Here is a 20,174-nt window from a genome sequence, read left to right as displayed (position 1 = left end):
AGGTCAGTCTATCGGGGGCGACAGCAAGACTTCAAGTCACATCCTCTGACGGCGCTGCAATGTCAGGCTGTGCAGCAGAATTGCCGATATCGTAGCGATAGACCCAGCACGGATCGCCATTTGGAGTTGCCGCCGTCAGGTCGCGCACCCCGCCGAGCCGTTCGCACAGGCGTTGCGAGGCGAGGTTGTTCTCGTCGACATAAGACACCAGCGTCGGAACCTTGCGCAGTCGGATGCCCCAGTCCCTGGCGGCCGTTGCGGCTTCCAGGGCATAACCCTTGCCTTCTTGCCCATCGAACAGCACCCAGCCGATCTCGGGCTCGGGGAAACGCGGTGGCCACGACACCGCCACCTCGCCCACGGGTGCGCCGGTGTCGCGTTGCGTGATCATCCAGGTGCCGAGCCCGAGCAGGGGCCATTGGCCGATGCCGCCCGCCATGTTCTGCCAGACCTCGTCGGGCGGCAGTGGTCCGCCGACATAGCGCGAGCGCTCGGTGGCATAGACGGCGCAAAGCCGCTCGTAACCTGCCAGCGCGTAGGGGCCGAGCGTCAGCCGCTCGGTGTGCAGCAGGGGTGCCGACCCCGCAATCATCGCGGGGTCAGGTGTGCGGCGCTGGGCCGCGATCCAGGTTGCGCGGTCCATGCGCCAGTCCTTCAGTCGTTCGGGCAGGTCAGCCCTTCAGCGCTTCGACGCCGGGCAGGGGCTTGCCTTCCATCCACTCGAGGAAGGCGCCGCCGGCCGTCGAGACATAGGTGAACTTGTCTTTCACCCCGGCATGGGCCAGCGCCGAAACCGTGTCGCCGCCGCCTGCGACCGAAACCACCAGTCCCTTGCGGGTGCGTTCGGCGACATATTTGGCGATTTCCACCGTGCCCTTGTCGAAGGGTTCGGTCTCGAAGGCGCCGAGCGGACCGTTCCACACCACTGTCTTGGCCTCGTCGATCGCACCCTTGATGCGCTCGATCGACCCCGGGCCAACGTCGAGGATCATGCCATCGGGGTCCATGGCCTCGACGCCATAGAAGCGATGCGGGGCATTGGCCTCGAAATGCCAGGCCACCGTCGCGTCGATCGGCAGGATGACCGCACAATGGTCGGCCTCTGCCCTGTCGCGGATGGTGTTGGCCGTCTCGGCCAGATCCTTTTCGGCCAGCGACTTGCCGACGCTCAGGCCGCCGGCATGCAGGAAGGTGTTGGCCATGGCACCACCGATCACCAATGCATCGACCTTCTTGAGCAGATTGCCGAGCAGGTCGAGCTTGGTCGAAACCTTGGCGCCACCGACAATGGCGATCACCGGACGCTCGGGTGCGCCGAGCCCTTTTTCCAGCGCGCGCAGTTCTTCCTGCATGGCGCGGCCGGCAGCTGCAGGCAGCAGGTGCGCGACGCCTTCGGTTGAGGCATGGGCGCGGTGCGCCGCCGAGAAGGCGTCGTTCACATAGATCTCGCCTAGGCTCGCCATGCGCTTGGCGAGCTCCGTGTCATTGGTTTCTTCGCCGGGATGAAAGCGGGTGTTCTCCATCACCAGCACCGAGCCGGCGGGGGCCTCCTCGATTGCCTGCTGTGCGGCGCTCACGTCGGCCCAGTCGGTGGCGATGAAACCGACCTGGTGGCCCAGCGCGTCGGCGACGGCGGGCACCACCATCTCGAGCGAGAACTCGGGGTTCACCTCGCCCTTGGGGCGGCCGAAATGACTGAGGATGATGGCCTTGCCGTCGCGCTTGACGATTTCGCGAAGGGTGGGGATCAGCCGCTCGATCCGGGTGGCGTCGGTCACCTTGCCATTGGCGACAGGCACGTTGAGATCGGCACGGACCAGCACCCGCTTTTTGGTGAGGTCGATATCGTCGAGGGTCTTGAAGTCAGCCATGGTACGGCTCCCGCAAATGATGGGTCGGCGCTCTCATAGCAAGGAGTGCAGGCAGGCGGAACCACGCAGATCGTCTCGCGCCACGCAAAACGAAAAATGCCGGCCCCAGCGCCGGCATTCAACTTCACAGGTGCTCTTACCGTCTGGAGCAGTTCACGAATGGCGCGCACCTTGGATCAGGTCGACCTCTAGAAAAGAGTGATCCTGTCGAGCGAGTTGAAATCCACCGGCTTGAGCGAAGCTCCGGTTCGATCCCGATCCTGCAGCGAGTCTTCGCCGAGGTTAAGCTTCAGGCCCGCCATGACCCGATGGCTATCGAAGGCCACATCCCCGTCGATTGACGTTTGTCCATAGTCGTAGGATCCGAACATGCTGATCGGCAGGTTCTCGAACTTGTACTCTGCGCCCACGCCAATGTTCCGGGTCGTCAGGGCGATCGCGTTATCATCGACGTTAAGGTCAAGCTCGCTCAAACCGGCATGCGCCTCAAGCTTGAAGTCGGGAGTCAAGAAGTGACGAACCTCACCGGTGATGAACCAGCCATCGGCGTCCCATAGCGCATCATAATCAGGACTAAGGGTCTCAAACCCCAATTGCCCGTAAAGCGTGATCTGGTCGAAGAAGGCCTGTGCCTCTGCCCCGACATAGCTGCGGTTTAGGCTCCAGAGCTCGTCGCCATCGATTAAACTCTTGCTGTTCCCGAGCTGGACGATGCCACCCAGCAGGAAGTTCTCCGGCTCGCGATAGAACAGGTGCAGGGCCCCGTCGATAGCACTGAAATCGAAGGCGAACGCTGCTCCTTCATGTGAGTCCATCCTCAAGAGGAGATCGCCCTGCGCGCCGAGTGCCGGGGTAAAATTGTAGGCGCCTGTAACACGCCCCCTCAAACTCAGATGTTCATTCCTCTCGTCGGACTGGCCAAACTCGACCGACATATTACCGACGCTGGCAGAAACGAAAGCGTCAGGGTCAGCCACAGCGGCTGAAGTTCCGACTGAGAAAAGAGCCGTCAAAGCGGCCAGGAAAAAGGACTTTTTCAATGCGAGTTCCGAAGTAAGACGGTCTACGTGATATCACTTAGATCGGCGCGTTCCGGGCGGTTTCGCAAGTGGACAATCAGGTTTTGCTGCCGCTTCGGTCAGTCCTGTGACAGAAGTGCAACTAACTCTCAATTTTGAGGGGAAATAACAATGTCCGCCGGGTTTAAGCGATCAGGCTGCCGGACACGGCGAACACGATTGCGCCCAGCATTAGATGTTTCAGAGCGAAATACAGGTTGGTGTTGAAAGCGAACCTTGCATAGCCCTCGCTGGGCCAGGCGCGCTCCGAAATCTGTCGGCGCAGCAGCCGGTCGGTGATGGTGAGGTAGAGCCCGAACCCGACCACCGCGAGCACGAACCACGCGGAGTTGTGACGGGCGCCCAGCCACAGGGCACCTGCGATATTGAGGCAAACCAGAATGCGTTCGACGTCGCGCATGCGACAATCCAAGACTGAATCGGTCGCGAAGCCTAGTGCAGGCAGGTCACATCCGCGCGACCCTCGCGTCATCCATCGCGGTGCGGCCGTTAGGCGTTTCAAGCATGGTCAGATAGAGCCGCACCGCCTGGGCGTCCGAACAGCAAATCACGGTAGGAATGTGAAAGGAAGGGGAGCGCCGGCCGTCGACCGGCGCCCAACCAGCGTCAGATCAGCTCGGCCCGCCCGGAACCGGCAGAGTGCCGAAGTCGACGGGCTTCAGCGCGGCGCCGGCGCGATCACGCTCCTGCAGCGTTTCTGCGCCGATGTTGAACTTCGCCCCGATGAGCACCCGGTGGGTGTCGATCGTCACCGTCGACGGACCTGTAAATTCACTCGTTGCGTAATCATAGGTGCCGAACAGGCTGATGGGCGCGTCCTCGAACTTGTATTCGAGGCCAAATCCGACGTTCACCGTCGCGTACTCCACGGAGAACGGCGTGTTGGTGTCGCCCAAGCTAAGTTCGCTTCTTCCGGCGTGCGCTTCGATCTTGAAGTCAGGGGTCAGAAAATAGCGTAGCTCACCGGTGATGAACCATCCATCCGTCTCGTCTGACAGATTGTCTCCGGACAGGCCCTGTATGCCGATCTGGCCATAAGCGGTCAGGTCGTCGAAGAAGGCCTGTGCCTCGATACCGGCATAGCTGCGGTCAATACTGGCGTTGCTGGAACCGTAGTCCATCTCGGTTCTGCCAATCTGAACGACGCCACCCAGCAGGAAGTTTTCCGGCTCGCGATAGTAGGCGTGCAGCGCTGCATCAAGGCTGGTCATCTCGACCGAATTGAAGTCATTGGTGAGCTCGTCATAGCGCAACAAGATGTCACCCTGTACGCCCAACACCGGGGTGAAATCATAGGCGCCGGTCAACCGCGCTGCGCCAGTGTAGCCATCGATCGAATTGGTGGAACCACTCGCTCCGGACGAAAGCTGCTGCGGGCCGAGGCTACCTGAAAGGAATCCATCGGGATCGGCATAGGCTGCGGAGGTCCCAAGCCCGACGATCACAGCCGAGGCCGCGAGAAGGCGTATCTTATGCATGATTCAAATAACCTGAAAAAATAGCTTAGATGGCCCATCATCCGGAACTCAGGGTGATTTGCCAAGGCCATAGCGAAAACTACGTACTCTACGGGCAGCGCTGTGGCATGAACGCCACAGTGAGGTGTGTTGCGTTCGCACCGCCAGGCGCCTCGCCGCCATGGTTTTCCGTGCGAGGGGCGACTTGAGCGATGGTCGCTGCGGCTCGGCCGGCGAACACGAGGGGCGGCACGTGACGTGCTGGAGGGCGCCTATTTCGGCGGCGTCGTACCGTCGCGCAGCTCACGGAACATCGGCAGCGCGGTCTCGAAGGCGTCGCGCGTCGTGGCGCAGCTTTGCGCCGTGCGGCCCTTCGGCGTTTCGAGCATGGTCAGATAGAGCCGCACCGCCTGGGCGTCCGGACCGACCCGGGGCGTGGCGGTAAACTCAAACCCTCGCACGCCGTCGCGCATGAACGGCTCTGCCGTATCGATGATCATGACCTGCGAAAGAATGCTCCGGCTCATCTCCTGCCAGTTGTCCGAGATGATCATCTCGTTGATCTCCGCCTGGCTCAGATCGCCGTTCTGGGGCGCCGCTGTGAAATTGACGGCGCACAGATAGCCGCTGTTGCCGGCGATCGGCGGGGTGCCCGAGCGTGCGGTGAAGCCGAACATCGCGTCCGCGCCATCGTCTTCGGCGCGCGCGCCGGTCCAGGCGTCCGAGGCGTCCACCGCCAGCCCTGTGGCGTCGTCCTCAAAGCTCTCGGCCAAGGCGACAGGGGAGGCTGCGATCATCAGCGCGGCGATCGCGAGGCGGGGCAGGACGGACACGGCAATTCTCCTCGATTTCCAAAATGGAAAGGGCCGGCGCGGTTGTCCGCGCCAGCCCCCAACTCAACAGGTCCAATGCCGCATCGGTTGCGGCTTGGTCATTACAGCGTCTTCGCGAGCGCCACGGTGGTGTCGGCCATGCGGTTCGAGAAGCCCCATTCGTTGTCGTACCAGCCGAGGATGTTGACGAAATTGCCGTCCATCACCTTGGTCTGGTCGATCAGGATGGTGCACGAATGCGGGTCGTGGTTCAGGTCGGACGAGACGAGCGGGTGCTCGGTGAAAGTCATGACACCTTTCAGCGCACCGTTGGAGGCCGCCTTCAGTGCCTCGTTGACTTCCTCGACTGTCGTGTCGCGCTTGGCGACGAACTTGAGGTCGACCAGCGATACGTTCGGGGTCGGCACGCGGATCGAGATGCCGTCGAGCTTGCCCTTGAGTTCGGGCATCACCAGCCCGATGGCCTTGGCGGCACCGGTCGAGGTCGGGATCTGGCTCAGCGCCGCGGCGCGGGCGCGGTAGAGATCCTTGTGCATGGTGTCGAGCGTCGGCTGGTCACCGGTATAGGAATGGATGGTTGTCATCATGCCCTTTTCGATGCCCACCAGCTCGTTCATCACCTTGGCCATCGGCGCCAGACAGTTGGTGGTGCACGAGCCGTTGGAGATGACCACGTGCTCCTTGGCGATCTTGTCGTGGTTGATGCCATAGACCACGGTCAGGTCGGCGTCGGTGCCGGGGGCGGAAATGATCACCTTCTTGGCGCCGGCAGTCAGATGCGCCGAGGCTTTCTCTTTGGAGGTGAAGATGCCGGTACATTCGAGCACGATCTCGACGCCCAGTTCCTTGTGCGGCAGATTGGCCGGGTCGCGCTCGGCGGTCACCTTGAATTTCTGGCCGCTGGTCGTGATCGTGTCGCCGTCGACAACCACCTCGTGCGGGAACTTGCCGTGCACGCTGTCATAGCGCAGCAGATGCGCATTGGTTTCGACCGGGCCGAGGTCGTTGACGGCCACGACCTCGATGTCGGTGCGACCGCTTTCGACGATGGCGCGGAGGATATTGCGGCCGATCCGGCCAAAACCATTGATTGCGACGCGAACAGCCATGATGGCTCCTTCTCAGCGAAAAGCGGAACAGAGATTGCCGGTCTCTTACATCCGCCTCATGACAGCTTCAACAGCCGTGGGTGACGCAGGCTGCAAATTGCCGCCTGTCAGATGAAAAAGGCCGGCCTTGCGGGCCCGGCCTCCTGTTCGGTTCGGGGCGTGCCCAGCTCAGAGCTGGACGATCACCGCCTCGACGATGGCGTCGGGCGTGATGCCGAAGAACTTGTAGAGCTCGCTTGCCGGGGCGGAGGCGCCGAAGCTCGACATGCCGACGAAGCGGCCCTTGTCGCCCAGCAGCTTTGACCAGCTCATCTCGATCCCGGCCTCGACCGCGACACGGGCCTTGGCACTGCCGAGGATCGACTGGCGATAGTCATCCGGCTGGGCATTGAACAGTTCCATCGAGGGCACCGAGACGACCTTGGCGGTGACGCCACGGTCCTTCAGCAGCTCGAGACTCTTGACGGCGATCTCGACTTCCGAACCGGTCGCGAAGATCACGGCATCGGTGTCGCCTTCGTCGCCGGCGATCACATAGGCGCCCTTGGCGCTCAGATTGCCTTCGGTGGCCGTGGTGCGCAGCGCCGGCAGGCCCTGACGGCTCAGCGCCAGGATCGACGGGCGGTCCTGGGACTCGATGGCGATCTGCCAGCACTCCAGCGTTTCGACGGCGTCGGCGGGGCGGAAGACCTGCAACTGCGGGATGGCGCGCAGTGTCGACAGATGCTCGACCGGCTGATGGGTCGGGCCGTCTTCGCCGAGGCCGATCGAGTCATGGGTCATCACATAGATGACGCGCTGTTCCATGATCGCCGAGAGCCGGATCGCGGGACGGGCGTAGTCGGTGAACACCAGGAAGGTGCCGCCATAGGGGATCAGCCCGCCATGCAGCGCGATGCCGTTCATGGCTGCAGCCATCTCGTGCTCGCGAATGCCGTAACGCATGTAGCGTCCGGTGCGGTCGGTGGCGGTGAAGGGCAGGGTCTCGGGCGTATTGGTGAGGTTCGAGCCGGTGAGGTCGGCCGAGCCGCCGATGGTCTCGGGCAGCGCCTTGTTGATGACCTCGAGGGCCATCTGGCTCGACTTGCGGGTCGCGACCTTGGGCTTGTCCTTGATCAGCTGTGCCTTGTAGTCGGCGATGGCCTTTTCCCAGCCCTCGGGCAGGTCGCCCTTCATGCGCCGCTCGAATTCCGAGCGCTTGTCGGCGGGCGCCGACGCGAGGCGGCCTTCCCAGTCGCCGCGGGCATTGGCCGAGCGGGTGCCCGCCGCGCGCCAGGCATTCAGCGTCTCAGGGGGAATTTCGAAAGCGGGGTAGGTGATGCCAAGCTTTTCCTTGGCGCCCTTCAGTTCATCGGCGCCGAGCGGCGAGCCATGCACATTGTGGGTGCCCGCCTTGGTCGGCGCGCCGAAGCCGATCGTGGTCTTTGCCGCGATCAGGGTCGGCTTGTCGGAGTCCTTGGCGGCGGTCAGCGCCTTTTCGATGGCGCTCTGGTCATGCCCATCGATCTCGATCGTGTTCCAGCCGACGGCCTTGAAGCGCGCGATCTGGTCGGTCGAATCTGCGTTGGAAACGGCGCCGTCGATGGTGATGTTGTTATTGTCCCAGATCACCGTGAGCTTGTTGAGCTTCAGATGGCCGGCGAGCGAGATCGCTTCCTGCGAGATGCCTTCCATCAGGCAGCCGTCGCCGGCGATCACCCAGGTATGGTGGTCAACCAGGTCCGGGCCGAACTCGGCAGCGAGGCTCTGCTCGGCAATGGCGAAGCCGACGGAGTTGGCGATGCCCTGGCCGAGCGGGCCGGTCGTCGTCTCGATACCGGCGGCAAAGTGATACTCGGGATGCCCGGCGGTCTTCGAATCCAACTGGCGGAACTGCTTGATCTGGTCGATCGTCATGTCCTCGTAACCGAGGAGATAAAGCGAGGCGTACAGCAGCATCGAGCCATGGCCGGCCGACAGGATGAAGCGGTCACGATCCGGCCACCAGGGGTCCTTGGGATCGAACTTCATCACCTTGGTAAACAGCGTCGTCGCAATGTCGGCGCAGCCCATCGGCAGGCCTGGATGACCGGAATTGGCTTTTTCCACCGCGTCCATGGCAAGGGAACGGATGGCATTGGCCATATCGTTGGCAGCGGCTGTATTGGTCATGGACTCGCTCGTTTTTTGGTGAAAAGAGGCCGGATTCCGGGCGCCTCGGACCCCCGAGGCGAGGCGGTCCAGAGGCTTAACAGGTTCAGTTGGCCTGTCAATGTCACGACATCGGCATTGGTTCAACGGTCGAGCTGCTGCAGCGTTGCCACCTGTGTTGAGGTTTGCGCTATAGTCATCGATGGAATCGCCGGATTCCCGAGTTTGAACGGAACTGTAATATGGCCGATACCGGGGGCGAAGACGGATTTGATGCGGCGGCGTCGCGACTGGATCGCGCCTTTGCCCGTCTTGAAGCCAGCGTGCGCAGCCTGAACGGGCGGATGCGTGCCCATGTCCGCATTGAAGCCGAGGCCAAGAAGCTGATGGGCGAGCGCGCCCGGCTGGCCAGCGAACTCGACAAGGAAAGCGCCAAGGCCAAGCGGCTCGACGACAGCGCGGCCGATGTGGCGCGGCGGCTGGTGGTCGCCATGGAGACCGTTCGCGAAGTGCTGGCAAAGGACGAGTGATGCCCGAGGTCAATGTCGAGATCAACGGACGCCGCTATCGCATGGCCTGTGAAGAAGGCCAGGAGCAGCACCTGCTCGACCTCGCGGCGCAATTCAACAGCTACGTCGACGGGTTCAAGGGCGACTTCGGCGAGATCGGAGACAATCGCCTGACAGTCATGGCGGGGATCGCCGTGGTCGACGAACTGGCGGAAGCCCAGCGGCGCATCGAGAGCCTAAAGCAGGACGTGGCCGAGCTGACCGCAGCCGGCGAGGCGCTCAGCGACGAGGCCGACGAGCTCGAACGCCGCTTCGCCAAGCGGCTCAACGAGGCGGCCCGCAAGATCGAATCCATCGCCACCGTGCTCGACGAGACCGGCGCCGCCTCACCGCCGGAGGCGGAACAGCAGGACTGACCTGCGGCGTTGACGGTTTTTGGCAATCTTTGCCAAACATTGCCAAAAACTGCTATGATCGTGCCAAAGGAGATATCCTATGGCCACGATGAATATTTCCCTGCCCGACCAGATGAAGCGGTGGGTCGAAGACCAGGTCGCCACCGGCCGCTACGCCAACGCCAGTGACTATGTACGGGACCTCATCCGGCGCGACGCCGATCGGTCAGCCGCGATTTCTGAACTTCAGGCCGAGATCGACAAGGGCATTGCGGGTGGCATGAGTGATCGCCCGATCGAGGACGTTTTTGCAGAGGCAAGGCGAAAGGGACGGGACGCGGTGAAAGCGCGCGATGCGGCTTAGGCTGTCGCCACAGGCCGAGCGGGATATCGTGGGGCTCCACGAGTTCGGCTCGCTGACGTACGGCGTCCAGCAGGCCGATCTCTATCTCGATCAGCTCATCATGACCTTGGCATCGGTTGAAGCGATGCCGTTGATGATGCGGGAACGAGACGTGGTTCGGCCGCCTGTCAGGATCGCCGTCCACAGGGCACATCAGATCTTCTATCGCATCGAAGGCGAGTACGTCTGGATCATCCGGATCTTGCATCACAGCGCCAATTGGAGAGATCTCGTCTAATCCCTTTGCACCCCGTCCCGCGCGTCCCTATATAAGCACTGCTGCCCGGTGCGTGTAGGATACACATCCCTGGGGCCTTACTCACTCCTGAGGGAGCTGTCCCCGCCCGGACTCGTGGGTCCGGGCACACGGCGCCCACCTACTTATGTAGGTTCCCAGGATTTCATCCCACGGCCAGGGCGGCACCTGAACTTCTGAGCCACAGCTGATGACCAATACGGCGCGCATCCGGGACAACAAGTCGGCCCTGCGCGCCGCAGCGCGCGCCAGGCGGTCTGCCCTCGACCTTGCCCATCGCGCTGGCGCAGCAGAGGCCGTTGCCGGACATCTTTCTAACCTGTCGTTGCCACCGGATGCGGTCATCGCCGGTTATTGGCCGATCGGTGAGGAGCTGGACACGCGGCCGGCGCTCCACCGTCTCGCAGCCACGGGTTTCCGTTTATGCCTTCCGGTCACCGGCAGCCGGGGTGACCCGCTGGTCTTCCGTCGCTGGGGACCGGACAGCGCTCTGGTCAGCTCCGGTTTCGGCACCATGGCACCCGCCGAGTCAGAGCACTTGCTCACGCCCACTGTGCTGCTCATGCCGCTTCTTGCGTTCGATGCCTGGGGCAATCGCCTCGGCTATGGCGCCGGTCACTACGACCGGACGCTGGCGGGTTTTGCGATACGTCCGCTTTGCATCGGGCTTGCATTCGCCGCTCAGGAAGTGGACACCGTGCCGCGTGAAGCGCACGATAGGCCTATGGATATGATCATTACCGAGACAGGCGTCCGGCATTTTGCGGTGCCGTCCGAATGAAACTGCTTTTTCTGGGCGATGTGGTCGGCCGCGCCGGCAGGGATGCCGTCAGTGCGCGCCTGCCGGGGCTGATCGAGAAGCACGGCTTCGACCTCGTCGTGGTCAATGGTGAGAATGCCAGCCATGGCCGTGGTCTCACCGAGGCGCATTATCACGATATCCGATCGGCCGGCGCCGATGCGGTGACGCTGGGCGACCATGCCTTCGATCAGCGCGATACGCTCAGCTATATCGCGCGCGAGGAAATGCTGGTGCGGCCCATCAACATGGTGCCGGGCACGCCGGGCCGCGGCGCCACTTTGGTCGAAAGCCGCGGCGGCTATCGCGTACTGGTGATCAATGCGCAGGGCCGGGTGTTCATGAACCCGGTCGATGATCCCTTCCGCGCCGTCGAGATGGCGGTCTCGGCCTGTCCGCTCGGCGAGCAGGCTGACGCTATCGTTGTCGATTTCCATACCGAGGCGACCTCCGAGATCCAGGCCATGGGCCATTTCCTCGATGGCAAGGTCAGCCTTGTCGTCGGCACCCATACCCATATCCCCACAGCCGACCACCGCATCCTTCGGGGCGGCACCGCACTGATGGCCGACGCCGGCATGTGCGGCGATTTCGACTCCGTCATCGGTGTCGAGGTGGACGAACCGCTGAACCGGTTTCTCACTGGCATTTCCAGCGGCCGCTTCACGCCGGCTGAAGGCGAAGCGACCCTTTGCGGTGTCGCGATCGAGACCGACCCGAGAACAGGGCTCACGTCCCGTATGTTCCCGGTGCGCGTCGGCGGTTCGCTCAGCCAGGCCGAACCGGCCTTCGGCTGAAGTCAAAGTCCGTTCATCGGTATGGCCGTGAGGCGGCAATGTCGGGGCAGTGGGCGAGCGCTCGTCACAATTACCCGTCCGATACGCCCCGGTATTTCGCCTTTCGACAACATCACCCACTGCGCCTTTAACGCGACAGACTGAGTTCGTGTGTGCATCAATCCTCATCCCGTGGCGTTGAGCTATGATCAGTTGTGGCAAGGGAGGGTAGGACGATGGATTTTTCCGCAATGTTTTTTCAGGGGTGGGAAGACATTGTTCGCACGGTGATCGTCGGTGTTGCCGCCTACGTCGGGCTGGTGCTTTTCCTGCGCATTTCCGGCAAACGCACTCTCGCCAAACTGAACGCTTTCGACCTGGTGGTAACGGTCGCCCTCGGCTCGACACTCTCCGCCATCCTGCTGCAGGAATCCGTGGCGCTGGCCGAGGGACTTGTCGGCTTTGCGGTGCTGATTGCGCTGCAATATCTCGTCACCTTCACCTCCGTCAGGTTTCCGCCCTTTGCCCGGGTGGTGAGGTCCGAACCGTCGCTTGTGTTGCAGCATGGTACCCTATTGGAGAAGGCCGCAAAGCGGGAGCGCATTACCGGCGAGGAAGTCGAGAGCGCGGTGCGTGCCAGTGGCGGCGCCAGCCTCGCAGATGCCGATCAGGTGGTGCTCGAAAGCGACGGCTCGCTCAGCGTGCGACTGCTCTGAGCCCTTTATTTCGTCCCGACGGCCCCCTATAAGGCGCCTCCAAGACCCGTTTCCAGCCTAGAGGATGACCATGGCAGGCCATTCGCACGCCAAGAACATCATGCATCGCAAGGGCAAGAGCGATGCAGTGCGATCAAAGATGTTTTCCAAGCTCGCCCGCGAAATCACCGTTGCAGCCAAGCTGGGTGTGCCCGATCCGCAGTTCAATGCGCGCCTGCGTCTGGCTGTCGCCAATGCGCGGTCCCAGTCGATGCCCAAGGACAATATCGACCGTGCCATCAACAAGGCCGCGGGCGCTGACAGTGAGAACTACGATGAGGTGCGCTACGAGGGCTATGGTCCCGGCGGCGTCGCGGTCATCGTCGAGGCACTGACCGACAATCGCAACCGGACCGCCTCCAATGTGCGCTCGACCTTTTCGAAGCATGGCGGCGCGCTGGGCGAGACGGGTTCCGTGTCGTTCATGTTCGACCGGGTCGGCGAGATCTATTATCCGGCCTCGGTCGGCGATGCCGATACCGTGCTTGAGGCCGCCATCGAGGCTGGCGCGGACGATGTGCAGTCGGAAGAGGACGGGCACTGGATCTACACCTCGTTCGAAACGATGGGCGATGTCGCCAGCGCTCTCGAAAGCCAGCTCGGCGAAGCCGAGTCGGTCAAGGCCACCTGGAAGCCGCAGAACTACAATCCAATCGACGGCGACAAGGGCGAAACGCTGATGAAGATGATCGGCGTGCTTGAGGACGATGATGACGTGCAGAACGTCTATGCCAATTTCGAGCTGAGCGACGAAGACGCAGAGCGCCTCGCCGGCTGACACCATTCAGGCGGCCGAAAGCCTCCTGCTATCCCCCGATATCGCGGGCGAGACCGAGACCTGGTTTCGCCCGTTTTCTTTGGCAAAATAGAGCTGTTTGTCGGCAAGCCGGAACAGTTCGTTGAAGCAGAGCTGGCTGGAAAACGCCACGCCGCCAATGCTCACGCTGAGCGGCTTAGCCGTCCCGTCCGGGGAAAAATGCGCGGTGTTGATGCCCGCTCTGATGCGCTCCGCGACCCCCTCTGCCTCCTTGATCGTTGCGCCGGGCAGGAAGATGCCGAATTCCTCGCCCCCTAGCCTGCCGACGCGGTCGATGCTGCGCACCATGGCCCGGAGAGTGTCGGCTATGACGATGAGAGCGCGGTCGCCCTGGGCGTGTCCGAATTGATCGTTGATGCGTTTGAAGTGATCCGCATCGATGACCAGAAATGCGCCGGTCGGCAGCTTGTCGGCGTCACCCAAGTCTCCGAGGTAGGCTTCGACCAGCGAGGTGAACGCGCCCCGGTTGAGCACCGAGGTCAACGCATCCTTGGACGCGTAGATCATCAGTTTCTCATGCGCGATGGCCAGTTCCCGCAGCTTCGACAGGAAGTAGAACAGCGCCGGGCCGGCCAGACCCAGCGGCAGCAGGACATCCAGCAGCACGGAGCGGACGAGTTGATCTTGGCTGTAGCTTTCGAAATTGGGCGAATCCGCCCCGAGCGCGACGAGGATGCAGGTGAGTGTGCCCAGGCTCGTTCCCAGGATCACCCGCATGCGCCCCGTCGGTGCCAGAAGCCAGTTCGTGCCGTGCATTCAGAGCCTATCCTTCGCCCGCCAAAGATAAGGTCGCGAGCGTGTCCGCACCGTCACCACAGCCGTAGCAAGTTTAACGAAGCTGCCTCTGTGTTGCCGGTTTGTTCACAAAGCGCTTGGTAGGCTGGGCCTCGTGGCATAAAGCTGGGCGGATGGCAGATATGGTTCGAATCATCGGGATTGATCCCGGGCTGCGGCGATGCGGCTGGGGGATCATCGAGAGCGAAGGCAATCGCCTGCGTTTCGTCGCCTCCGGCACCATCACCCCACCGGTCGATCAGGCCCTGTCGCAGCGCCTCGTCGCCTTGCATGCCGGCGTTGTCGACGTGCTCGATCAATACACGCCCGACGAAGCGGCCGTGGAAGAAACCTTCGTGTCCGCCGGCGCGCGCTCGGCGCTGCAGCTGGGTCAGGCGCGCGGCGTGGTGCTGATGACACCGGCGCTACGTGGCCTGCTGGTCGGCGAATACGCGGCCAATCTGATCAAGAAATCGGTGGTCGGCACCGGGCACGCGGAAAAGGGGCAGATCCAGACCATGGTCAAGATTCTCCTGCCCACGGCGACCTTCAAGGGCGCCGATGCCGCCGACGCACTGGCGATCGCCATCTGTCATGCGCACCATCGGGCGCGCGCCGCCATGGCGCTCAGCGCATGATCGGCAAGCTCAAGGGCATCGTCGACGGCTATGGCGACGACCTGGTCGAAATGGATGTCGGGGGTGTCGTTTACGAAGCCTATTGCTCCAGCAAGACCATAGCGGCCCTGCCGCAGGTGGGGCAGGCCGCGGTGCTCTATACCGAAATGGTGGTCCGCGAGGATTTCGTGCGGCTGTTCGGCTTCCACAGCCGGGCCGAAAAGCTGTGGTTTCATACGCTGACCGGCGTCCAGGGCGTGGGTGCGCGCGTCGCGCTGGCCATTCTGTCCGTGGTCGGTCCCTCCGAACTGGCGACCGCCATCGCGCTGCAGGACAAGGCGACGATCGGGCGGGCCAATGGCGTCGGCCCAAAACTCGCAACGCGCATCGTGACCGAACTCAAGGGCAAGGTCCCGACTGTCGCCGGTGTCGATGCTACGGCCCTGGGCCTGCAGACCGAGCTGGGAGAGGGCCGGGCGGCAGGACCGGTGTCGGATGCGGTGTCGGCGCTCACCAATCTCGGCTATTCCAGCGCCCAGGCCTCGGCCGCCGTCGCCAAGGTGGTGGCGCGCGAAGGCGATGACCTCGCGACCGACAAGCTGATTCGCCTGGGTCTGCGGGAATTGAGCAATTGATCAGCGCTCTCGCCGATAACACACCTCAGGACAGGGCGCGGGTTTTCATGGCTGTGCCGAATACTGCTAGGATGCCGACGGTATGACCGATCTCACTTCACCTGAAGCCGGGCGTGACGAGCCGCTGGATGTGGCGCTGCGCCCGTCCGGGTTTTCCGATTTCATCGGCCAGGCAGAGGCCAGGGCAAATCTCGAGGTGTTCATCTCGGCCGCCAAACAGCGCCAGGCGGCGCTCGACCATGTGCTGTTCGTCGGCCCGCCGGGGTTGGGCAAGACGACGCTGGCGCAGATCGTGGCGCGCGAACTCGGCGTCGGGTTTCGCGCGACGTCCGGTCCGGTTATCGCCAAGGCCGGTGACCTCGCGGCGCTGCTGACCAATCTCGAAGACCGCGATGTGTTGTTCATCGACGAAATCCACCGTCTCAACCCGGCGGTCGAGGAAATCCTCTATCCCGCGATGGAGGATTTCCAGCTCGATCTGATCATCGGGGAGGGGCCGTCGGCGCGGTCGGTGCGGATCGATCTGGCACGCTTCACGCTCGTCGGCGCCACCACCCGCGCCGGGCTGCTCACCACGCCGCTGCGCGACCGGTTCGGCATCCCGATCCGGCTCAATTTCTATACGCCCGAAGAACTGGTGAAGATCGTCGAGCGTGGCGCGCGGATGATGGGAACACCGATGACGCCGGATGGCGCGCTGGAAGTCGCGCGGCGCTCGCGCGGCACGCCCCGTATCGCCGGCCGCCTGCTGCGCCGGGTCAATGATTTCGCGTTGGTCGAACAGGCGTCGGAGATCACACGGGCCGTCGCCGACCGCGCGCTGCTGCGGCTCGATGTCGACGCGCGCGGGCTCGACATGCTCGACCGGCGCTATCTCACCACCATTGCCGAGTTCTACAACGGCGGGCCGGTGGGGATCGAGACCATGGCCGCAGCGCTCAGCGAGCCGCGCGATGCGATCGAGGAAATCGTCGAGCCCTATCTCTTGCAGCAGGGCTTCATCCAGCGCACCCCGCGCGGGCGCATGCTGACGGCCATCGCCTTCCAGCATCTCGGCCTTTCGGTTCCGCAGGGGTTCGTTGGGCAGCAGAGCAGTCTGTTCGAGGAACCAGAGCCGTGAGCGCAGACACATTCACCGTCCGGGTCTACTACGAAGACACCGATTTTTCCGGCAATGTCTACTACGCGGCCTATCTGCATTTTTTTGAGCGGGCGCGCACGGAGTTTCTGCGCGCGCGGGGCGTTCATCACACCGAGCTGTTGAACGATGGCGTGGCGTTCGCCGTTCGCAAGCTGCAGATCGAGTACCTGGCGGCTGCGCATATCGACGATGCGCTCGAGGTCGCCACCGAACTGGTGCAGCTTACCGCGGCCCGGCTGGACCTCCGCCAGACGATTTCTCGTGACGGTGTCGAACTGACGCGTGCCGAGGTTCAGCTTGTCGCGATCAAGATGCAGGGTGGGGTGACCCGCTTTCCAGTCCTAGTGCGGACGGCGCTCACCAGCGACCCCTGACAAAAAAGAGCCGCCGGGCATGCCGGCGGCTCAGGGTCAGTCTCGCAACTGAAAGTCTTAGTTGGCGTTGACGGTCACGCCGGCGTCAGCATCGACGCTCGCGTCCGTGCCACCGGCCGAAACGTCGGCACCGGCATCGACGTCGACACTCGCGCCGGTGCCATCATCATCGCTGTCATCGGACATGGCGCCGTCGTCATTGTCATCATCATCGTCGGACATCACGTTGTCAGTGGTGCCGGGGCTTGCCATCTCGTCGTCGGAGCGCATGCCTTCCATCACCTGACCGCGGATTTCGCCGTCCGGGTACATCTCGGTGTGGATGTTGAAATACCACATCGCGTCGTTGAGCTGGGTCACCTGTGCGTCGGTCAGCTGCACATTGCCGGTGATCGGGCTCGTCAGGTCGCCGTCGATCGGCACCACTGGCGGGGCATTCTCACCTTCGCTGGCCGGGCCGTGGAAATGGGCCGCGGTCACCGGACCACTCAGGCCTTCGTAGCTGATTGTCCAGCTGAAGGTGTTGTTGTCGGTGTCGAGCTCGCCATCGAGCATGCCCATGCCGGCAGAGTCGGTGCCCGCTGCCGCAGCAGTCAGGTCGGCCGAGTAGTGCACCATTTCGGCAAGGGCCGGCGCAGCGCCGAGGGCCAGGATGGCGGTTGCGGACATCAGGGTGCGGTTCAGAAGATGCGTCTTCATTTTGGGGTCCTCCCATTAAATGCTCGCCCAAGATTTAGGGCTCGGCACTCAACTTGCTGTTTCGCATTCGGTTGCGCGGTGTGTGTGAACGTGATCAGGAGCCGGCGATGAGGGCGCGCCGGAATCGGTTTGTTAACCGTTTGTTGACCATACTTACGCAGGCGCTTAGCCGCATGGTGAGACCTCGGTCATTCCGGGCTTTTCTCTTAAATTTGACAAATTTGGCCCGCATCGACCTAGGCTTATGAATCGGTCGTCGGGGCCGGACCGAAAGGACCCTTCATGGACGCTATGGATGCTGTTGGCGCGGCCGCGCCACATGCCGACCTGTCAATCTGGGCGCTGTTCTGGCAGGCCGATCTGATCGTCAAGTCCGTCATGCTGGGCCTGCTCGCCGCGTCGATCTGGAGCTGGGCCATCATCGTCGACAAGTGGATGTTGTATGGCCGCATGCGCCGCGAGATGAACCGGTTCGAGCGGGTGTTCTGGTCCGGTCAGTCGCTGGACGAACTCTATCAGCAGATGTCGGAAAAGCCGGCCTTCGGGCTCGGCGCCGTTTTCGTCGCCGCCATGAAGGAGTGGAAGCGCAGCCACGAGCAGAACGCCTCCTCCTTCTTCGGTGTGCAGGCGCGGCTCGAAAAGGTGCTCGACGTCGCCATCAACCGCGAGACCGAGAACCTCGAAAAGCGCCTCGGCTTTCTCGCGACCGTGGGCTCGGCTTCGCCATTCGTCGGCCTTTTTGGTACGGTATGGGGCATCATGAACGCCTTTACAGCCATCTCCGCGGCCTCAAGCACCAACCTGTCGGTTGTCGCCGGTCCGATCGCCGAAGCGCTGTTCGCGACGGCGCTGGGCCTGCTTGCCGCCATCCCGGCCGTGATCGCGTATAACAAGCTCAGTTCCGACGCCAATAAGATGGTCGGGCGGCTGGAAAGCTTTGCCGACGAATTCTCCACCATCCTCAGCCGTCAGCTCGAAGCGCGGAGCGCCCGCTGATGGCCATGGCCACACCAACCAATGGTGGCGGGGGCGGGGGGCGCCGGCGGCGCCGTCGCGGCGGCAATCGCCCGATGAGCGACATCAACGTCACCCCGATGGTCGACGTCATGCTGGTGCTGCTGATCGTCTTCATGGTCGCGGCGCCGCTGATGACTGTCGGTGTGCCGATCGACCTGCCGCAGTCTGCGGCGCGTCCGCTCGATACGCAGCAAAAGCCCGTCGTCATCACGGTCACGCCCGATGGCGCCGCCTTTCTCGGCGACGAGCCGGTGACGCTGGCCGATCTGCCGGCCCGGCTCGATGAGATGGGGCTCGACAAGGCGGTCGACCGCATCAACGTTCAGGGCGACAGCGCCGCCAGCTATGGTGCGGTTGTCCAGGTGATGGGTACCCTGTCGGGCGCCGGCTATTCCCGGATCGGCCTGATCACGGAACAAGCACGGGACCAGTAGCCCATGCGCACCGGCCTCACGGTCTCGACAGCGCTGCACGCCGGACTGATCGCCATCGCGGTGATCGGTATCGGCATGTCGCGGCCGCTCGAACCGACGCAGGTCGATGCCATCGCCGTCGATCTGGTGGCCTTGTCCGACGTCTCCAACATCCGGCTGGGCAGTCTCGACAGCGAAGTCGTCGAAACCGATGCGCCGTCGGTGGTCGAATCCAAGACGCCGCCGGAAATCGCCCAGCCGACCGGCAATACCGAAGAAGATCAGCCGGCCCCCGCCGACAACCCTGACGCGACGCCGGCGCCGACCGAGCAATCGGCGCCGCAGCCGACGACCGAGGCCGAGCCTGTGCCCGAGCCCGAACCGGTTCCCGAGCCTGAGCCGGAAGTGGCCCCGGTGCCCGTAGAACGTCCAGTCGAGGCACCGCCGCCCGAACCCGAGCCGACCCCCGAGCCGGTGCCCGAGCCTGTCGCCGAGCCCGAGGCTCTGGTCACGCCGGAAGTCACCGAGAATCCCGCCGATGCCGCGCCGCGCCCGCTTATGAGGACGGCGTCGATCGATCAGAAGCGCGCCGAGTTCCAGCGGCAGCTCGAGGCCGAGCGCACGAGGGCCGCCGAGGCGGAGGCTGCGGCAGCCAAGGAAGAGGCCGAACGCAAGAAGAGGGAAGAAGAAGCGCGCATTCGCGAGGCCAAGCGCCGCGAGGACGAAGCGGCGCGCATTGCGGACGAGGTCGCCAATATCATCAACACCGAGGAGTCCCGCGGCGCGACGACCGGTGCCGGTGGAAGCCCGACGCTGGGCCGCGAAGATGGCCGTTCGGCGACGCTGACAAAGACCGATCTCGACGCGCTCGCCGCGCAGATCCGCCAGTGCATCTTCATGCCGGCTGGCGCCGAGGACCTGGGCGTGACCGCTGACCTGCTGTTTTCAATCGGCGCCGACGGGAGCGTTTCGGGCACGCCATCCGTTGAGAGCTTTCCGGCAAACGCCATCGAGGACGCCTATGCGCGTGCCGTCGTGCGCGCCATTCTGCAATGTGGACCTTATCCCCGCTTCGCCGGGGAAGACGTAAAAGCACAGTTCCGGGCACGGGAGTTCTAACCAATGACCCCGACGCCAGAGCACAAAGGGAGACAGTCATGACTCTGATTACCCGGCGCAACGCGCTTCTGCTCGGCCTGGCCGGCGGCGCCCTGCTCGCAACCACGCGAGCGCAGGCTCTGGTCGAGATTGTCGTCACCGGCGGCGATTTCACGCCGCTGCCGATCGCCATTCCCGATTTCGCCTCGTCCGATCC

General features: G+C 63.3%; 25 protein-coding genes and 1 other RNA gene. 16 read left to right on the top strand and 10 right to left on the bottom strand.

What is annotated here, in order from left to right:
• Positions 1 to 31: 31 nt before the first annotated feature.
• The 8 genes from ACN0TK_RS13815 to tkt form a co-directional block, all read right to left on the bottom strand.
• Complete coding sequence (locus ACN0TK_RS13815) at positions 32 to 643, bottom strand: GNAT family N-acetyltransferase (protein WP_417310099.1); 612 nt, start codon at positions 641 to 643, stop codon at positions 32 to 34.
• A 28-nt stretch (positions 644 to 671) separates the two neighbouring features.
• A complete protein-coding gene (locus ACN0TK_RS13810) occupies positions 672 to 1,871 on the bottom strand; it encodes a phosphoglycerate kinase (RefSeq protein ID WP_417310098.1) in 1,200 nt (399 codons plus the stop codon).
• A gap of 188 nt (positions 1,872 to 2,059) precedes the next feature.
• Positions 2,060 to 2,911 (bottom strand): outer membrane beta-barrel protein, encoded by an 852-nt coding sequence (locus ACN0TK_RS13805; RefSeq protein WP_417310097.1) that lies wholly within the window; start codon positions 2,909 to 2,911, stop codon positions 2,060 to 2,062.
• Between the two features lie 163 nt (positions 2,912 to 3,074).
• Positions 3,075 to 3,350: a hypothetical protein gene (locus tag ACN0TK_RS13800; protein WP_417310096.1), complete on the bottom strand. Its 276-nt coding sequence runs from the start codon at positions 3,348 to 3,350 to the stop codon at positions 3,075 to 3,077.
• A 211-nt stretch (positions 3,351 to 3,561) separates the two neighbouring features.
• The gene (locus ACN0TK_RS13795) at positions 3,562 to 4,428 is read right to left on the bottom strand and encodes an outer membrane beta-barrel protein (protein ID WP_417310095.1); all 867 of its coding nucleotides are present in this window, start codon (positions 4,426 to 4,428) and stop codon (positions 3,562 to 3,564) included.
• A 251-nt stretch (positions 4,429 to 4,679) separates the two neighbouring features.
• Positions 4,680 to 5,240: a hypothetical protein gene (locus tag ACN0TK_RS13790; protein ID WP_417310094.1), complete on the bottom strand. Its 561-nt coding sequence runs from the start codon at positions 5,238 to 5,240 to the stop codon at positions 4,680 to 4,682.
• A gap of 101 nt (positions 5,241 to 5,341) precedes the next feature.
• Positions 5,342 to 6,349, bottom strand: a complete 1,008-nt coding sequence (gap, locus tag ACN0TK_RS13785) for a type I glyceraldehyde-3-phosphate dehydrogenase (RefSeq protein WP_417310093.1) — start codon at positions 6,347 to 6,349, stop codon at positions 5,342 to 5,344.
• Between the two features lie 168 nt (positions 6,350 to 6,517).
• Positions 6,518 to 8,500 carry a transketolase gene (gene tkt / locus ACN0TK_RS13780; protein ID WP_417310092.1) on the bottom strand — a complete coding sequence of 661 codons (1,983 nt, stop codon included), beginning with the start codon at positions 8,498 to 8,500 and terminating at the stop codon, positions 6,518 to 6,520.
• Between the two features lie 221 nt (positions 8,501 to 8,721).
• On the opposite strand from tkt, the gene ACN0TK_RS13775 reads away from it, so the two are divergent.
• The 9 genes from ACN0TK_RS13775 to ACN0TK_RS13735 all read left to right on the top strand — a co-directional run bounded on the left by ACN0TK_RS13775 (position 8,722) and on the right by ACN0TK_RS13735 (position 13,150).
• Positions 8,722 to 9,009 carry a DUF4164 family protein gene (locus tag ACN0TK_RS13775; protein WP_417310091.1) on the top strand — a complete coding sequence of 96 codons (288 nt, stop codon included), beginning with the start codon at positions 8,722 to 8,724 and terminating at the stop codon, positions 9,007 to 9,009.
• A complete protein-coding gene (locus tag ACN0TK_RS13770; protein WP_417310090.1) occupies positions 9,009 to 9,404 on the top strand; it encodes a cell division protein ZapA in 396 nt (131 codons plus the stop codon). The genes ACN0TK_RS13775 and ACN0TK_RS13770 overlap by 1 nt, the downstream gene beginning before the upstream one ends.
• A 79-nt stretch (positions 9,405 to 9,483) precedes the next feature.
• Positions 9,484 to 9,747, top strand: a complete 264-nt coding sequence (locus ACN0TK_RS13765) for a type II toxin-antitoxin system ParD family antitoxin (RefSeq protein ID WP_417310089.1) — start codon at positions 9,484 to 9,486, stop codon at positions 9,745 to 9,747.
• Positions 9,737 to 10,024 (top strand): type II toxin-antitoxin system RelE/ParE family toxin, encoded by a 288-nt coding sequence (locus tag ACN0TK_RS13760; RefSeq protein WP_417310088.1) that lies wholly within the window; start codon positions 9,737 to 9,739, stop codon positions 10,022 to 10,024. The genes ACN0TK_RS13765 and ACN0TK_RS13760 overlap by 11 nt, the downstream gene beginning before the upstream one ends.
• 35 nt (positions 10,025 to 10,059) lie before the next feature.
• Positions 10,060 to 10,214: non-coding RNA, 6S RNA (gene ssrS / locus ACN0TK_RS13755), on the top strand.
• A gap of 18 nt (positions 10,215 to 10,232) precedes the next feature.
• The gene (locus ACN0TK_RS13750; RefSeq protein WP_417310087.1) at positions 10,233 to 10,823 is read left to right on the top strand and encodes a 5-formyltetrahydrofolate cyclo-ligase; all 591 of its coding nucleotides are present in this window, start codon (positions 10,233 to 10,235) and stop codon (positions 10,821 to 10,823) included.
• A complete protein-coding gene (locus tag ACN0TK_RS13745; protein ID WP_417310086.1) occupies positions 10,820 to 11,638 on the top strand; it encodes a TIGR00282 family metallophosphoesterase in 819 nt (272 codons plus the stop codon). Before ACN0TK_RS13750 ends, ACN0TK_RS13745 begins: the two co-directional genes overlap by 4 nt.
• Positions 11,639 to 11,853: 215 nt before the next feature.
• A complete protein-coding gene (locus ACN0TK_RS13740; protein ID WP_417310085.1) occupies positions 11,854 to 12,333 on the top strand; it encodes a DUF421 domain-containing protein in 480 nt (159 codons plus the stop codon).
• 70 nt (positions 12,334 to 12,403) lie between these two features.
• Positions 12,404 to 13,150 carry a YebC/PmpR family DNA-binding transcriptional regulator gene (locus ACN0TK_RS13735; protein WP_417310084.1) on the top strand — a complete coding sequence of 249 codons (747 nt, stop codon included), beginning with the start codon at positions 12,404 to 12,406 and terminating at the stop codon, positions 13,148 to 13,150.
• A gap of 6 nt (positions 13,151 to 13,156) precedes the next feature.
• Here ACN0TK_RS13735 and ACN0TK_RS13730 read toward each other — a convergent pair whose 3' ends face one another.
• On the bottom strand, positions 13,157 to 13,945 hold the full coding sequence (locus tag ACN0TK_RS13730) for a GGDEF domain-containing protein (RefSeq protein WP_417310083.1): 789 nt from the start codon (positions 13,943 to 13,945) through the stop codon (positions 13,157 to 13,159).
• A 152-nt stretch (positions 13,946 to 14,097) separates the two neighbouring features.
• Between ACN0TK_RS13730 and ruvC the strand changes: the two genes are divergently transcribed.
• The 4 genes from ruvC (at position 14,098) to ACN0TK_RS13710 (ending at position 16,730) form a co-directional block, all read left to right on the top strand.
• A complete protein-coding gene (gene ruvC, locus ACN0TK_RS13725; protein WP_417310082.1) occupies positions 14,098 to 14,601 on the top strand; it encodes a crossover junction endodeoxyribonuclease RuvC in 504 nt (167 codons plus the stop codon).
• A complete protein-coding gene (ruvA, locus tag ACN0TK_RS13720; protein ID WP_417310081.1) occupies positions 14,598 to 15,215 on the top strand; it encodes a Holliday junction branch migration protein RuvA in 618 nt (205 codons plus the stop codon). The genes ruvC and ruvA overlap by 4 nt, the downstream gene beginning before the upstream one ends.
• A gap of 82 nt (positions 15,216 to 15,297) precedes the next feature.
• Positions 15,298 to 16,335, top strand: coding sequence for a Holliday junction branch migration DNA helicase RuvB (gene ruvB / locus ACN0TK_RS13715; RefSeq protein ID WP_417310080.1), 1,038 nt, complete (start codon positions 15,298 to 15,300; stop codon positions 16,333 to 16,335).
• On the top strand, positions 16,332 to 16,730 hold the full coding sequence (locus ACN0TK_RS13710; RefSeq protein ID WP_417310079.1) for a YbgC/FadM family acyl-CoA thioesterase: 399 nt from the start codon (positions 16,332 to 16,334) through the stop codon (positions 16,728 to 16,730). The genes ruvB and ACN0TK_RS13710 overlap by 4 nt, the downstream gene beginning before the upstream one ends.
• Before the next feature lie 57 nt (positions 16,731 to 16,787).
• Here ACN0TK_RS13710 and ACN0TK_RS13705 read toward each other — a convergent pair whose 3' ends face one another.
• The gene (locus ACN0TK_RS13705; protein ID WP_417310078.1) at positions 16,788 to 17,429 is read right to left on the bottom strand and encodes a CHRD domain-containing protein; all 642 of its coding nucleotides are present in this window, start codon (positions 17,427 to 17,429) and stop codon (positions 16,788 to 16,790) included.
• A 291-nt stretch (positions 17,430 to 17,720) separates the two neighbouring features.
• Between ACN0TK_RS13705 and tolQ the strand changes: the two genes are divergently transcribed.
• From tolQ to ACN0TK_RS13690, 3 genes are read left to right on the top strand one after another with little or no spacing between them, the layout of a single operon-like run.
• Positions 17,721 to 18,425, top strand: coding sequence for a protein TolQ (gene tolQ, locus ACN0TK_RS13700; RefSeq protein WP_417310191.1), 705 nt, complete (start codon positions 17,721 to 17,723; stop codon positions 18,423 to 18,425).
• Positions 18,425 to 18,880 (top strand): ExbD/TolR family protein, encoded by a 456-nt coding sequence (locus ACN0TK_RS13695; protein WP_417310077.1) that lies wholly within the window; start codon positions 18,425 to 18,427, stop codon positions 18,878 to 18,880. Before tolQ ends, ACN0TK_RS13695 begins: the two co-directional genes overlap by 1 nt.
• 3 nt (positions 18,881 to 18,883) lie before the next feature.
• On the top strand, positions 18,884 to 19,978 hold the full coding sequence (locus ACN0TK_RS13690) for a hypothetical protein (RefSeq protein WP_417310076.1): 1,095 nt from the start codon (positions 18,884 to 18,886) through the stop codon (positions 19,976 to 19,978).
• The last annotated feature ends 196 nt before the right edge of the window (positions 19,979 to 20,174 follow it).

Source organism: Devosia sp., from assembly GCF_048261455.1.
Classification (GTDB): Bacteria; Pseudomonadota; Alphaproteobacteria; order Rhizobiales; family Devosiaceae; genus Devosia_A.
Note: the sequence above shows the minus strand (reverse complement) of the source record. Positions and strands in the feature narration are given on the sequence as shown.